The following is a 14,654-nucleotide window of genomic DNA, read 5'->3' on the forward strand; positions in this document are numbered from 1 at the left end:
CTACAATGGTGAATATATGGAGTTAGATCGAGTCGATAAAGCTTTACTGAAGTTACTTCAACAAGACAGTGCCATTTCTTTAAATGACTTAGCTGAATCGGTAAATTTAACCACTACGCCATGTTGGAAGCGGTTGAAGAAGCTTGAAGAAACTGGGGTGATCAAAAAGAGGGTGATGTTGCTCGATCCCGAAGCGATAGGACTGAGCTTTACCGCGTTTGTGATGATTCAGACAAGCGACCATTCCCATGAGTGGTATCGCCGTTTCGTAGACTCAGTGTCTGAATATGACGAAGTAATGGAATTCTATCGCATGGCGGGGGAGTACGATTACATGCTTAAAGTGATTGCTAAAGATATGCGGGACTTTGATGAGTTCTATAAAAAACTGGTGAATACGGTCGAGGGACTGAGCAAAGTCACCTCGACATTCGCAATGGAATCACTGAAATATACAACAGAACTTCCATTGTAACTGGTGAATCAGTTATCCGTTTTGGATGTGACGCATCACGCCTTCTTGCATCGCACTCGCAACAAGTTGACCTTGTTGGTTGAAAACCTCACCACGTACGAGTCCACGACCGTTAGTGGCTGACGGGCTTTCGATTGCAAACAACAACCATTCATCAATTTTGAATGGTCGATGGAACCAGATCGAATGATCGATGGTAGCGATTTGGAATTTCGGTGTCATGATTGTTACGCCATGTGGATGTAACGCTGTTGATAAAAATCCCCAATCTGAAGCATAACCTAAGAGATATTGGTGAATGAGTTGATCGTTTGGTAAATCCCCATTTGCTCTGATCCAAAGATATTGCTTAGGTTCGATTTTTTCGGGTTTAAGCGGGTTAACCACATATGTTGGTCTTACTTCTATCGCTTTTTCTCCACAAAGCGTATCGCGTAGTTTGGGAGGGAAAAAGTCCGCCATTTTTTGCCATAACTCTCGCTCAGACATCAGTGAATCAGGTGCGGGCGCTTGAGGCATACTCTTTTGATGTTCAAACCCTTCTTCTTCGCCTTGATATGATGCAGTTAGATAGAATATAGGGCGTCCATTTTGAATCGCCTTTACACGTCGGGTACTGAAACTACGGCCGTCTCGAAGGTTTTCTACATCATAGATAATCGGCTTTTCAGGGTCACCACGATGTAAAAAGTAGCTGTGAAAAGAATGAACTGTTCGCGACTCTTCAACGGTGTATCTCGCAGCAGAAAGGGCCTGGCCAATTACCTGACCACCATAAACTTGTGGCAAACCAATATGCTCGCTCTCGCCACGAAATAAGCCCTGTTCTAAACGTTCAAGTTGTAGTAGTTCCAGCAAATTATTTAATGGTTGGCTCATTGGTTCTCTCTAAAAATGGGTTATGAATAATATACGGTAACGTGTAATACGAGTATTATGCAATGCTTTTTGTATCGACAGCGATTGAATATGCAGTCACCAAATTAGGGGCGCCAGCGATAAATCCTCAGGCTGATCTTTCCTGCACTATTCACATCAACACCTTCCGATAGTAGTAAAGAGCGTTGGCGGACTAGATCTTCTCCCTTGAGAGAAATCATACCCTTGCTATTAACAACGCGATACCAAGGTAGTTTGCTGTCATTAGGCAGTTGGCCGAGCGCTTTTCCAACGTGCCGAGCATAGCCCGGATAGCCAGCCATGGTCGCGATTTCACCGTAAGTGGAAACCTGACCGACAGGGATTTGATAAATCACGGTATATATTTGGCTAAGGAATTCATTCATTAGTGATTTTTCCGACTATAATTGCAATATGATTTGTTTTGAACAGCACCATAGTTAATATTGAGTGTCTATAAATGAAGATGGTGTAACATGGAGATTGATGTATGGTAATACATCTCACTGTTACTGAGTACTATTGCAGGGGCGCAAACGCATATAAAAATGGTTAGATATATTACCTCAAGCTTAATTACTCTGTTGAGTTTGTGTTGGTTTATAGGAAGTACATGGGCGCAAGCCGGTACACAAAAAAGCAATAATGCCTCAACTCCAACCTATAGTGTGGCGATAGAAGCCGATGATATTGTTAGTCGTGTGTTATTCGATGCCGCCGCGAATAAATTAAACTTTCACGTTAACTATCAAACTCATGCTAGTTTCAAAAGTATTTTAGATGCCGTCGAAGCAGGGACTGTAGATTTTGCCGCAAATGTGACCTATACCTCTGAGCGAGAAAACCGTTTTGATTTTTCTCATCCAACCAACATTGAATACACCTACTTGTTCTCAAAAGATGGTGCACGTTTCGATCAACTGAATCGAGTTGGTGTTCCCTCTGGGACAATTTATTCTGACTTAATTAATAAACACTATCCTCGCCTTCAGCAAGTTAGTTATGAAGGGGGCGGTAAAGCGTTAGAATTACTTAATTCAGGCGCAGTAGACGGTGTTCTTGATGCCATCAATCAGTTGAAACCAATGATTAGTGCTGGTTATCAAGCCACGTTGTTAAATGACTATTTGCCTATTCAGCCTGTCTCTATTGTGACGACGAAGCACGCTAATGCTGATATGTTGGAGAAACTTGAAACGTTTTTTCATTCAGCAGAAATGCAAAAGACACTCAGTAAATCGATACAGCTCTATCAGCTTGATATTCGTCGACAAGCTCTCAGAGCCAAAATGGAAGAGAGCAGTATCGATCGGAATAAAGTGTTCCGAATTAAATTGGAAAATGGTGGGCAATATGTTCAGTACCACGAAAATGGGTCCGTGACCGGAATCAGCGCTGATATTGTGTTGGGCACCTGCGATATTCTGGCGATTCGCTGCGACATTGTGAGTGATGCCAATGAACCTTGGTCTAGCATGTATCAAGACTTGCTCGATAATAAGATTGATATGTTGGCCCCGATTATTATATCGGAAGAGCGCTCAGCCCTCATGTATTTTAGTGACCCTTACTATGAAATATCCGCGATTTTAGCAAAACGTAAAGGGTACAAGCACAATGTTTATAACAATGTGTCTGAACTCATTGTGGAGAAAATTGGTGTCGTTAGGGATGACTATTATCAGCACTTGTTAGAAAAAATGCTTCCGAACATAGAACTCTATACCTTCGAAACTCAGCATGAATTGATGGAAGGCTTGTTCAACAAAGAAGTGGATTATATCGCCTATTCAAATACATTTTTTTCAACCTTGCTAAGCGAATCTGAAGAGCTTCTAGATATTGAAGAAGACAAACAGGTCGGTTATTTCAACACTAACGAAGTTGCCGTCGCCTTCCCACGCACAGAAGACGGTTTGGCTTTAGCACAGCTGTTTTCAAGTGCAATGAGCATTCTCAATATTAACCAAATAGTGACTCGTTACAATATCCATCCAAATTGGCGAGAGCAACTTTTGCTAGAGAAGAAAGTTAAACGTCAGGAAATACTTCTTTTGCTCGGTGCACTATTGTTGCTTGCAATGCTTGTAACCTATTTTCATATTCAATCAAATACCGACGGACTAACGAAACTACGCAATCGACGCTCGCTGTATCGCCGATATTCTCGTGGCGTTTCACCTCGGGTGACTTTTGTTTATTTAGATGTGAACAATTTTAAACAGATAAATGATGCAAATGGCCATGATACCGGTGATAAGGTATTAATGCAGCTCACCGAAAAAATTAAAGCTCATTGGAAAGGAAGAAGTTATCGCATTGGTGGTGATGAATTTATTCTGACGGATGTGATCAGCGAAGATGACTTAAAACAAATACTGTCAAATTTGGAATGCTTTGCTTTTAACGATCCAACAAAGAGTAAGAATTTTGATATTTCCGTTTCAGTGGGTATTTCGTCGCCTCGTCGTGTATCAACGTCATTGGAAGAAGTGCTGCATCTTGCAGATGTCGAAATGTACCGAAAGAAGAGAGAGCGCAGGAATAACGCAATTAATACGTAACTTAGTGTGTATCTTTTTCGCTATGGGAGAGTGTTTACACTAATAACGGTCAAGCTTTAAGCGCTTGATTCTCACAAGCAACAAATTCTTATCCTGTTGCTTGCATTCGCCATAGGGATGATTGATAATCAGCGTCTCTTTCGACACGTAAGTGCTGAAACGAAAAAAATCTATGGAGGCCCTGGTCCTCCCGCAACACTAGTTTGTGAACCTGGTCAGATCCGGAAGGAAGCAGCCACAGCAGATGACGTGTGTGCCGGGATGTGGCTGGGGCTTCCACCCATCTGACGCATACTAATTTCCCAAGCCATCAACACTGAATTAATACTATCGATTCCTTATGGAACAATAGGTATTAGACTTCTTGTTTATTCCTTTTATCCACTTTTCTACATAGTGTTTGATCATTACTTGTTAAGAATAATCGACTTATTGTGACAATATAGTTGTCTCGAAAAGCTTGATGTATAGCTGTATACAGGTTAAGTTATTTCAATGTTGCCTTACATTGGAATGTTTTAACCATGCAAAATAAGAAGTTGACCACTTCCATTCTCGCTTGGCAGGTCGTAATCATTATTAGCCTCTTAGTTGCAGGGTATTTTCTTGTACAGAATATCCAGTTAAACCTTAGTGCTGTCGGAATTAAACCCTCATTTTTGTTTTTGGACTCAAGTGCAGGCTTTAATATTAGTGAAAGCATCATTCCAGTGACATCTTCAGATTCATACTACCGCGTTTTATTTGCTGGCTTCTTAAATACTATTTTATTGTCGATTGTTTGTATTGTTGGCGCGACCCTCGTCGGAGTCTGTGTGGGTATTTTAAGAACCAGTTCGCATTGGTTAGGTTCGAAGGTTGCCGGTTTCTATATTGAGATAATGCGGAATTTACCTAAGCTCCTAATTCTACTGGCGCTCTATCTTGCTGTTATCAATACACTTCCAACAATACGTGAAAACTGGGTGTTTTTTTCAAATATCCACATTTCCAATCGCTCAATCAATTTTCCTATTCTCGAATGGGGCAATGGGTTTATTTTTCTCTTATGTCTTATTTCAGTTTGGTTCTTTGGCTTGTTGGTTGCTCGCCGCATTGCGAAGAAAACGTTAGATAAAACGGGAAGAATGTATCCAACGTTTTGGCCATCGATCGTTGTTTTAGTGACGGTGTTTGGTTTGGCAATCCTAGTGTTTGATGTTCACTTTTCCATCTCATATCCAGTCTTTAAAGGGTTTGATTTTACTGGTGGAGGGCGGATTTCGATTCAGTTTCTAGTGTTGTGGTTAGCACTCAGTCTGTATCACGGCGGGCAAGTTGCGGAGCTGGTGCGAGGTGCAATAGAAGCTGTACCGAAAGGGCAATTTGAAGCTGCGAAAGCATCCGGGTTGGGGTATACCAAGATGATGCGATTGGTCATTTTGCCGCAATCGTTGCGAATTATTATTCCGCCAATGGGTAATCAATATTTAAATATCTCAAAAAATACGTCTATAGCGCTTGCTGTGGGGTATTCAGATTTAGTGTCAGTGATGACGACGTCTATTAATCAAACGTTTCGCCCAATCGAGTTAATGACGATCACTATGCTTACCTACTTGTTTATTAACTTGGTTGTTTCGTCGTTATTAAATCGATACAACAGTCGCATTAACTTGAACTCATAGTGATGATCATGAATACAGCTTTCATAGAGACAGTGCACAAGCGTCTATTTAACGGAATAAGAGACACAATCATTACGCTTATTATTGGCGGCATTGCTGTTTTTCTTATTTCAATTATGTTTGATTGGTTATTTTTTAGCGCCGTTTCACCGTGGGCAAGCGGTGAAGTATGCAAGATAAATTCAGGTGCGTGTTGGCCTTTTTTAAAAGAAAAGCTTCGGCTAATCCTTTTTGGTACGTACCCATTTGACCAACATGTTAGGCCTCTTTTAGCCAGCGTTTTATTGCTTACTTCAGTAGGAATCAGCATGGTTCCTAAGTTTCAAAAAGTGGGCTTAATCTATTTCTGGATAATGGTTGGCGCTCTGTATTTATATCTCATGCGTGGCGGCATTCTGGGCTTGGAATATGTTCAACCTCAACACTGGAATGGGTTACCGATTCTGCTTATGTTGGCGTTGTTCGGCCTAGTGTTTGCCTTTCCTTTGGGAATCGTATTAGCCCTATGTCGTTTTCAAAATACCATTCCAGTTTTAAAAGGGTTGGCGACACTTTACATCGAGATTATTAGGGGCGTACCAATGATCATGGTGCTGTTTCTCGGTGTGTTTATTTTGCCACTTATGATGCCGGTGGGAATAACACTTGATCCATTGGTTACCACCATGATTGCTCTCGTTTTCTTTCACTCTGCCTACTTTGCTGAAGCGGTTCGCGGAGGGCTCCAATCTGTCGCTAAAGGCCAACATGAAGCCGCAGATAGTCAGGGGCTAAATTACGTTCAAAAGATAAGATTTATTATATTGCCACAAGCGTTAAAGAAATCACTGCCGGGGATTATGAATACGGTTCTTGGTGCTTATAAAGACACATCTCTCGTCGTCATAATTGGTATTCACGACATTATGGCAACCTCAAAAATGGCGTTTAGTGATCCGCTTTGGCAGAACTATGGGTTAGAAGCTTACATGTTAGTCGGCATCTGGTATCTCGTCACATGTTGGATTCTATCGTCTTATAGCCGATGGTTAGAAAAAAGATCGTCGCAATAGTCGTTGGTTTTTGTTTATTAAAAGGAAGTTAAAAATGGAAAAAACAATATCTTATATCACCACAGCTTGTGTTTCATTGTTAGCAGCAAGTCATGTTAGTGCAGGTGTAACGATGGATGAGATCAAGAAAGAAGATAGCTTGATCTGTCTGGTGAATACAAACTCGCCTGGTTTCTCTGTACCGGATAGCAAAGGCGTGTATCAGGGCTTTAATACTGATTTTTGTCGCATGGCTTCGGCTGCAATATTAGGGGATGCTGAGAAAGCCGATATTCGCGGTATTGGCTTCTCAGATAGCATGAAGACTATTGTGGCAAAGAAAGCACATCTTGCCTCTCGTAGTATTACTCGCACAGGTACGCGTGATGCTAACCCTGGCATGAGCTTCGTCGCTACGACTTTCTATGATGGTCAAGGTTTCTTGATCCCGAAAAAACTGGGTGTGACATCGGCTTCTGAATTAAGCGGTGCAACGGTTTGTGCTGAAGAAGGCTCAACAACGCTTTTAAATATCGCGGATTGGTTTGGTGATAGAAACATCGAATATCGTATTGAAAACATCGCCGATAAAACCGCTCGCTTGCAGGCGTTTTATACGGGTAAATGTGATGTTCTCGCAAGCGATAGAACTGCGCTGAACTCTGACCGACTATTGGCTGATAACCCTGACGATTACATGGTACTTCCAGAGGTGATATCAAACGAACCTTTAACTCTTGTCACGCAACCTGACCAAGCATTAGAAAGCGCCGTTTATTGGGGCTTTCAAGTCATGCTAAATGCTGAAAAATTAGGGGTTACCTCTGAAAATATAGACCAAATCATGGCGGATATTGAGAATCAACCGAAAGCCGTTAAACGTTTATTCAGTAATAAATCTGCGGCGGGAGAAATGGGTGCTCAAATCGGTTTGTCAGAAGATTGGAGCTACAACATTATTAAACAAGTTGGCAATTATGCAGAAGTGTACAATCGTCACCTTGGTCCTAGCACAACATTTGGAATGGATCGTGTGGGGACGAACAACGCGTTAAGCTCTGAAGGCGGCTTAATGTACCCTAGTCCAATTCGATAAATCAGACAGTTAAGGGGTAATCATATGAAAGGTAAAGACATTATGCCTAGTGCCCCAATAACGTTTGTCGGGCTCACTATCGAGAAGCACCCAGAGCACGGGAAGATATTTATGACCAGTTTCCCTGGGCTTGAAATTGCTGTTGATGGTGAGTCTTATATTCATCCCATTGAGATGGATGATGTGTTGAACACGCTGGCTGAAAATTCCGTCAAGATGATCGTTATTCTGACGAGCAGCAGTGAGTTGCCGCCAAATGCAATGTGTGAATTGCTCCAAGTAACAGAAAAGCTAGAGATTGAAGTCGTGAACTTACCTGTTCAGGATTTCAGTATTCCTGATGAAGAAGGAGAGGCGCTTTGGATTGATTTAAGAACCAGAGTTCACACCATCCTCTCACAAGGAAGTTCTATCAGTCTTAGCTGTTTATCGGGGAAAGGTCGTTCGGGAACATTCGCGGCAAGAGTGTTGCACGAAACTGGAATGGATCCGACCGAAGCGATTAATTTCGTTCGGAGCAACGAAGCCGACGCCATCGAAACAGCCGAGCAAGAGAGTTGGGTAGGTAAAGAGTTATTCGCAAGAGTACTCTGTAAGGGTAAAGGTAAGGGTAAATGAAAACAACATGATTAAAATTAATGAATTGAACAAGTGGTACGATGATTATCACGCTTTGAAAAACATTAACCTTGAAGTGAAAGAAGGCGAGCGAGTCGTGATTTGTGGGCCTTCAGGTTCTGGAAAATCGACACTCATTCGCTGTATTAATGCGTTGGAAACTCATGAAAGCGGTTTAGTGGAATTCAATGGTACTGCGGTGAATTCTGAATCGAAAAACATTCATCAAATACGTCAAGAAGTCGGTATGGTTTTCCAGCAGTTTAATCTTTACCCTCACTTATCGGTGCTAGAAAACTGTACGCTTGCGCAAATCTGGGTCAGAAAAATCCCTAAACAACAGGCAATTGAAAGGGCAATGTTTTATTTGGAACGAGTGAAAATTGCTGATCAGGCGTTAAAGATGCCTAATCAACTTTCTGGTGGACAGCAACAGCGTGTTGCCATTGCTCGTACTCTTTGTATGGAACCGAAAGTGATATTGTTTGATGAGCCAACTTCCGCACTTGATCCAGAAATGATTCAAGAAGTCTTGGATGTAATGATTAGTCTAGCCGAAGAGAAAATAACGATGATGTGTGTGACGCATGAAATGGGCTTTGCAAAACGTGCATCAGACAGAGTTATTTTTATGGATGCAGGGGAAATCATCGAAGAAAACACACCTAATGAGCTATTCGAAAACCCTAAGCATGAAAGAACACGTAAATTTTTGGGGCAAGTTTTCTCACATTAAAGGCATAACATATATGACGAAAATACTATTTATTTGCTCTGGAAATACTTGTCGCTCACCAATGGCAGAGGCAATCGCTATCCAACTTGCAGCAGAAAAAGAGCTAGAAATAAGCGTTTTTTCCGCTGGCACTTCGGCAGAAACCAGTAGGGATATTACTCCAGAGGCAGGTCAAGCGTTGACCAATTTGAATGTTGCCTATGATCACAAAAGTAAAAGGCTTACAACTGAGCACTTATTTAATGCTGATGTTGTTTTTGCTATGGAACGAAAACACATCAATATAGTGAATAGTATGCTAGACGCTACCGACCATGCACTCGACATGCATCCAAAAGTATTATTACTTAATGGCCCTTTTGATATCGCCGACCCAATAGGGAAAGGGTATGACATTTATCTCGGTCTTGCGGTTAAGTTAAAAGATCTTATTGGTTATAAATTAAATAAAATGGACGAATTTTTAATTAGTTAGTCTATGAGTTTTCTGCTTATAAAAGATAACTAAAATGTATTTTTATAACGACTACCTTATAATAAATACTTAAGGGCTTTGTTTGGTTTAACTAGCATAAATAACAATATTTAAAGCCAATTATTAACTAGTGGAGCACCGATAGGACGCGTTCCTTCTCTGTGAGATATAAATGAATAAGCAAAATCTCGATTCAATTTGCGATGAGATACGACGGCGTATTTGCACTGGTGAAATAGCCGGTGGGAGTGTGATACACGAGAATACTTTAGGTAAGGAATTTGGTCTCAGCAGAACACCGATTAGGCAGGTTTTGCATAAATTGGTGATTCAGCACTTTATAGAAACGAAGACGGGTGTCGGCTCCGTTGTTGTAGAAAACGATCGCTTTGATTTAGAAAAAGACATGAAAACTTGCCAAGGTTTGCTCTCTATTTCGAATAAAGAGACCGACATACCTTTAGGAGTGAATGATCAGGTCACCTTGGCTGGGCTTATTGTTTTACTCAATTCCTTACGCGAGAATCCTTCTCTCTCATTATATTGGGATATCGCTTATCAATTTAACAATTTGATTTCTTTTCATATCGATCACGACCTCATTTCTGATAGCTACAATTTAATTAGTTTTCGTATATATAGGCATGTTATTTATCGAAATGAGAATCGTCTTGATGTTCTCATCGACAATCTTGAAAAAGAGCTCGTTTTAGCGAATGCGTGTAAAACCTCGAATGAACTTCTCACTGAAAAATTCGAATCGATTTCAAGGTTAAAAAAAATAATGATGTTTGAGTCTTGTTGAAAATATGATCAGACTGGGTTTATTCGTTGTTTAAATCGTTTAAATCGTTTAAATCGTTTAAATCGTTTAAATCGTTTCAATTGCATTTCTATCGTTATTACATGCAGTGACTGGTACCGGGGAATCGGTTTCCCCACTGCCATTTTTTCTAAGGGTTATTACTCTTCTCCAACATATCCCACAGGTACTCATCACACATAACTTAACTCACAAATATCTCAGAGCTTATTCTCAACTCTGAAACAGCTATTTATCCTCTAAATCGTTATGCTTGATGGCGTCTATCGTAAGCGTATTGGAGAGTTGCAAAATGAAAATTTGGGCGATGTTTCTTCATTGTTTACTTCTTTGTTCAGTTCTGATTCCCGTAACAGCGGCCACACACCAAGAGCAAAAGGCGATCGATCTTGCTATTGTTCTCAATCAAAACCTTGCTCCAGAAGAGTTAGTTGTTCTTTTAATGGAACAAAAACCAGAACTATCTGAAGATATTCTGGCAAGCTTGATTGAAACTTATCCCAACAACGCTACGACGATTGCACAAGCCGCTATCTTAGCTGCGCCAGCCGAACAGATGGAAGCGCTTATCTCTGTTGCTATCAACACTAAAATCGATCCTTCCGTTATTGTTCCTGTTACTGCAGCGGGAGATTCAAAATAGTCAGCGTTATACCAACTCGTTGAGCAAGAAAAACGAGTTTTTCGGTTATGGTGAATGGGGTTGGTAAAAAATTAGTATCGCGTTGTTGATTTTGGAATAGAGCGGTTTAAATACCCTCTGCTACTGTTTTTAGAGAAAAAAGCCTCTAAACCCAATACGATGCCGGGGTTGAATTGGTAGTCAAATTCTCTCGGCCATTCTAGTTGAGGTGAGAGAGAGAAAAACAGCCAGTCTTTATAGATCGACTTATGCCAAGTCGCTGTTAACCAATAATTGGAGATAGGATCGTCATCCTTAGGGCTTGCGCTGATGCCCATCGAATATTCCATTAATCCTTCGGGGCCCATTTTGTCGTAATAAGTAAGTTGAGAAAGTAATTCCCATCCTCTATCTTCATAAAGGTATTGGCCACTGATGCCATATTTAAAAAAGTTATCATTATTCTCGAAAGCATCATAATAAAATTCCAACTCACTTTTGTAGCCAGTACCGATGGAATGATAATGGAAAACCTGCTGCTTAACGCGGAATGTTTGCTCGTCATTAATATCAACAACTCGCCATAGCTGCGCACGCGTAAAAGGATCCAAAGAAGCGCGAAGCTTAACGCCTAAGTCTAAGTTTGTTCTCCAATGCTTGAACAACTTCTCTTCAAGTCGGATACCGCCTATTGAGCCCTTGGTTGGGTTCTCAACGCCTACGGATTCTAAGCCCCGTTGTTTAGCTTCTAACGTGTCGTAATCATTGGGGTCGGTTTCAAATATGATTTTCCAGTTTTTTCTTACATTAGGAAGGTGGAGGCGAGCATTAATGCGCTCTTTAGGGTCGAAGTAACCAAGGTGAGAATATTCTGCTTTGAGCTTAATTTTTAGGTGACTTTTATTTAGTTCATCCGCATCAGATTCCGCGTCAGATTTTGTCAACTTGTGGTCGACATAAATACCAACGTTGTTGATGGTTTCAGCAAGATATTGCTCTGTCTTATCGAACCATACGCTTTTGGGTTGATCAACGATTTCGGGGGCGTCTTGCTGGTCGGTTTGGGTTAATTGTTCGGCTTGCTCACCACTGGCAACCATATTACCTAACTGACTAGTCGCATGTGCGTTAAATGAACAAAACGCAACGATGGCGAAACCTTGTGACATTGCCAAGTGCTTAATTTTTAACTGAGAAAAGTGGTTTCTGTATATCAACACTTAATAACATCCTGTTTAGTCCTTAAGCGAGTATAGAAGAATTTAATTGAGTTTTTAATAGAATATTCAACAAATTAATAAAAATTGGGATACATGTTGAGGCTTATGGAGGGGAGAGGCAGAGCTTGGCACTATGAAAGCCCTATTGGCCTGTTTTTTGTGTCTAATGCGCCTTCGTTTGTCATATCAACCATAATGATTTTTAACCCATTCACTTCGTTGTTTCTGCTATGTCATATCTTCTTGTCTACATATGATCGACCTTTAATGGCTCGATTTTCTAGTAGTAAAATAAGAAATATGTTACATATTATTAGGTTAAGTATGAGCACCATTGGGATAACGTGCCAAAATTGAAAGATGTTTTATGTTGGCTCGTTTTCCTGGTAGTAAATTGGTGCGAATTTGAAATTTATTCAATATAAAACAGGTGTTTGTTGGTTTATTCGGCTATAAAGTAAGCCTGTGAAAACGAGCTGGCATATTATTAAAAATGTTAAGCAGTAAGCAGTAAGGAAATTATGCATATCTATAATAGTATACTTGATGGTTCAAAAGGTCTTTTAGTCGAGGCTATTTCAGCTATTGAATCAACTAACCTCGATTACTTAATTGTCGGAGGATGGTCACCATATTTACGCAACAAGACAGAATATATTCATCCAGGAACAAAAGATGTAGATATCCTGTTTAGTGATGGCGATATAAAAGGTAAGATAGCCAGCGCTGTTGAATCATTTTTAGATCATGGGTTTATGATCTCCGCAAAGCATGACTTTCAAATGTTTAAAACTCTGAATGTCAGAGGTAAAAATGTTGTATACCACATTGACCTTCTACACCCGCAAGAAACATTAAGACACCCTGAACTAATGGTTGACCATTTTGATCTCGGTCTCACGGAAGACGACACATCTAGTACTCCAAAAATACAAAGGTCTATTGTCTTACCATCTTCTAAATTTCTATTTGATGGTTTCTTTAGTAATGTAGAGTTCGAGCACTCCATGTGCAATGGAAAGCCACAAAAAGTAAATGTGCCTTTGCTTGATGAGTCAGGTCTTATTTTTTCAAAATGTAAAAGTGCTCAAGTTACTAAAAGGCCAAGGGACTCATTTGATATATTCTTGGCGCTAAAGCAACCCTCTGTAAATGAAACTGTAAATAAATTAAAAGAAGCCTCAAAAAAATTCCCCGCAGTTAAAGAATCAATTACTTCCTTATTAAATTTTGTTGAGGCTGATGATAGTGTGTTTTCAATGAATGTCTGTAAATATACTAATGATAGAGATGTTAAACTTATTAAAGAATATTGTGCGTCAAAATTGCGCCAAATTGTAACTGCTTAACAAGATAATTGGACTCCCGCTCTAATACGAAGCTAACCTTAAAGGTGAGCAAATGAGTTTGGGAGAAGACGATGAATACGGCAATTATCGGCGTTGATTTAGGCACTAAAGCTATTCAAGTGTGTATTTACACCAATAAAAAGGTGCAATCCAACAAGGAACTGACACCTCAGCAGTTCAGTGAATTCCTACTTCAACAATCACCGAGCACTGTCGTATTTGAATCTTGCAGTGGTTCAAACTATTGGGCGCAATATTGTCGATCAGTCGGACACGAAGCAAAATTGATATCGACACGTTTAGTGATGGCGATACGTCAAAATCAAAAAACGGATAAAAATGATGCACTAGCGATTGTTCAGGCAAGTTTGTTACCGGACATTAACTTCGTTAGCAGTAAAACTCCGCATCAGCAGCAAGCGCAAGCAATACTGCGTTTACGAGAACAATGTGTTAAACAGAAAACGGCTTTGAAAAATCAACTGGGTGGATTGCTTCGGGAGTTTAATATTTCTGTTGGGTATGGGGAAAGTCAACTCATTGCTTCTATTGAGCTAGTTTTAGAGGATGCTGAAAATGGATTTAGTGCGATTTTTAGGGAAATGCTCAGTCAATCATTAGCGCTATATCGACATGTTAGTTTAACGCTGAATAGTTATAACCGAGCGTTGGAAGATTGGATATCAAATACACCAGATTGTCGGAAATTATTGAAAATTGAAGGTATTGGATTTCTAAATGCCATCTACCTGTACATCAATATTTCTAACGAGGAATTTGGTGAGTTTAAACATGGTCGCGATTTATCCGCTTGTATTGGTTTAACCCCTATGCAGCACAGTTCCGGCGGTAAAGTAAAGCTCGGTACAATTGGTAAACGTAAGAACACTAGCCTGAGAAGCTTGCTTATTACAGGGGCGATGTCAGTGGTTCAACAAGTGAATAAGCGAGAGCCGAGAACGAATAAAGAAAGTTGGTTAAAAGGGCTGATCGATAGGCGCGGAAAAAAGTGTGCGGCTGTTGCGTTAGCCAATAAAAATGTCAGAACGGCATTTGCATTAATAAAAAATGATACTGA

At 40.3% G+C, this 14,654-nt stretch carries 15 protein-coding genes and 1 other RNA gene; 13 read left to right on the plus strand and 3 right to left on the minus strand.

Annotation, left to right across the window (positions count from 1 at the left end; all coding sequences use genetic code 11):
• The first annotated feature begins 16 nt into the window (after window positions 1-16).
• The gene (locus ACWU4D_RS08840) at window positions 17-475 is read left to right on the plus strand and encodes an Lrp/AsnC family transcriptional regulator (RefSeq protein ID WP_456051042.1); all 459 of its coding nucleotides are present in this window, start codon (window positions 17-19) and stop codon (window positions 473-475) included.
• A 12-nt stretch (window positions 476-487) separates the two neighbouring features.
• Here ACWU4D_RS08840 and tesB read toward each other — a convergent pair whose 3' ends face one another.
• Both tesB and ACWU4D_RS08850 read right to left on the minus strand, forming a co-directional pair.
• A complete protein-coding gene (gene tesB, locus ACWU4D_RS08845) occupies window positions 488-1,354 on the minus strand; it encodes an acyl-CoA thioesterase II (protein WP_456051043.1) in 867 nt (288 codons plus the stop codon).
• A 104-nt stretch (window positions 1,355-1,458) separates the two neighbouring features.
• Window positions 1,459-1,761 (minus strand): MGMT family protein, encoded by a 303-nt coding sequence (locus ACWU4D_RS08850; protein ID WP_456051044.1) that lies wholly within the window; start codon window positions 1,759-1,761, stop codon window positions 1,459-1,461.
• 162 nt (window positions 1,762-1,923) lie between these two features.
• Here ACWU4D_RS08850 and ACWU4D_RS08855 point away from each other — a divergent pair, with 162 nt between their 5' ends.
• The 10 genes from ACWU4D_RS08855 to ACWU4D_RS08900 all read left to right on the plus strand — a co-directional run bounded on the left by ACWU4D_RS08855 (window position 1,924) and on the right by ACWU4D_RS08900 (window position 11,028).
• Window positions 1,924-3,939 (plus strand): transporter substrate-binding domain-containing protein, encoded by a 2,016-nt coding sequence (locus ACWU4D_RS08855; RefSeq protein WP_456051045.1) that lies wholly within the window; start codon window positions 1,924-1,926, stop codon window positions 3,937-3,939.
• Between the two features lie 179 nt (window positions 3,940-4,118).
• An RNA gene (gene ffs / locus ACWU4D_RS08860) (signal recognition particle sRNA small type) lies at window positions 4,119-4,215 on the plus strand.
• 248 nt (window positions 4,216-4,463) lie between these two features.
• Window positions 4,464-5,606, plus strand: coding sequence for an amino acid ABC transporter permease (locus tag ACWU4D_RS08865; RefSeq protein WP_456051046.1), 1,143 nt, complete (start codon window positions 4,464-4,466; stop codon window positions 5,604-5,606).
• Window positions 5,607-5,614: 8 nt separating this feature from the next.
• The gene (locus tag ACWU4D_RS08870) at window positions 5,615-6,658 is read left to right on the plus strand and encodes an amino acid ABC transporter permease (RefSeq protein WP_456051047.1); all 1,044 of its coding nucleotides are present in this window, start codon (window positions 5,615-5,617) and stop codon (window positions 6,656-6,658) included.
• A 34-nt stretch (window positions 6,659-6,692) separates the two neighbouring features.
• Window positions 6,693-7,733, plus strand: coding sequence for a hypothetical protein (locus ACWU4D_RS08875; protein ID WP_456051048.1), 1,041 nt, complete (start codon window positions 6,693-6,695; stop codon window positions 7,731-7,733).
• Between the two features lie 24 nt (window positions 7,734-7,757).
• A complete protein-coding gene (locus tag ACWU4D_RS08880) occupies window positions 7,758-8,351 on the plus strand; it encodes a protein-tyrosine phosphatase family protein (protein ID WP_456051049.1) in 594 nt (197 codons plus the stop codon).
• Window positions 8,352-8,358: 7 nt separating this feature from the next.
• Window positions 8,359-9,087, plus strand: coding sequence for an amino acid ABC transporter ATP-binding protein (locus ACWU4D_RS08885; protein ID WP_456051050.1), 729 nt, complete (start codon window positions 8,359-8,361; stop codon window positions 9,085-9,087).
• A 13-nt stretch (window positions 9,088-9,100) separates the two neighbouring features.
• The gene (locus tag ACWU4D_RS08890; RefSeq protein ID WP_456051051.1) at window positions 9,101-9,562 is read left to right on the plus strand and encodes an arsenate reductase/protein-tyrosine-phosphatase family protein; all 462 of its coding nucleotides are present in this window, start codon (window positions 9,101-9,103) and stop codon (window positions 9,560-9,562) included.
• 172 nt (window positions 9,563-9,734) lie between these two features.
• Entirely contained in the window at window positions 9,735-10,367 is a 633-nt protein-coding gene (locus tag ACWU4D_RS08895; protein ID WP_456051052.1) for a GntR family transcriptional regulator, read from the plus strand.
• 310 nt (window positions 10,368-10,677) lie between these two features.
• Window positions 10,678-11,028, plus strand: a complete 351-nt coding sequence (locus ACWU4D_RS08900) for a hypothetical protein (protein WP_456051053.1) — start codon at window positions 10,678-10,680, stop codon at window positions 11,026-11,028.
• 71 nt (window positions 11,029-11,099) lie between these two features.
• Here the strand turns inward: ACWU4D_RS08900 and ACWU4D_RS08905 are convergent, their stop codons facing one another.
• Window positions 11,100-12,227 carry a hypothetical protein gene (locus tag ACWU4D_RS08905; protein WP_456051054.1) on the minus strand — a complete coding sequence of 376 codons (1,128 nt, stop codon included), beginning with the start codon at window positions 12,225-12,227 and terminating at the stop codon, window positions 11,100-11,102.
• A 521-nt stretch (window positions 12,228-12,748) separates the two neighbouring features.
• Between ACWU4D_RS08905 and ACWU4D_RS08910 the strand changes: the two genes are divergently transcribed.
• Window positions 12,749-13,576: a hypothetical protein gene (locus tag ACWU4D_RS08910; protein WP_456051055.1), complete on the plus strand. Its 828-nt coding sequence runs from the start codon at window positions 12,749-12,751 to the stop codon at window positions 13,574-13,576.
• A gap of 71 nt (window positions 13,577-13,647) precedes the next feature.
• Window positions 13,648-14,654, plus strand: a 1,007-nt coding sequence (locus ACWU4D_RS08915) for an IS110 family RNA-guided transposase (RefSeq protein WP_456051056.1), incomplete at its 3' end; no start/stop codon positions are given.

The organism is Vibrio phycocola, assembly GCF_053850235.1.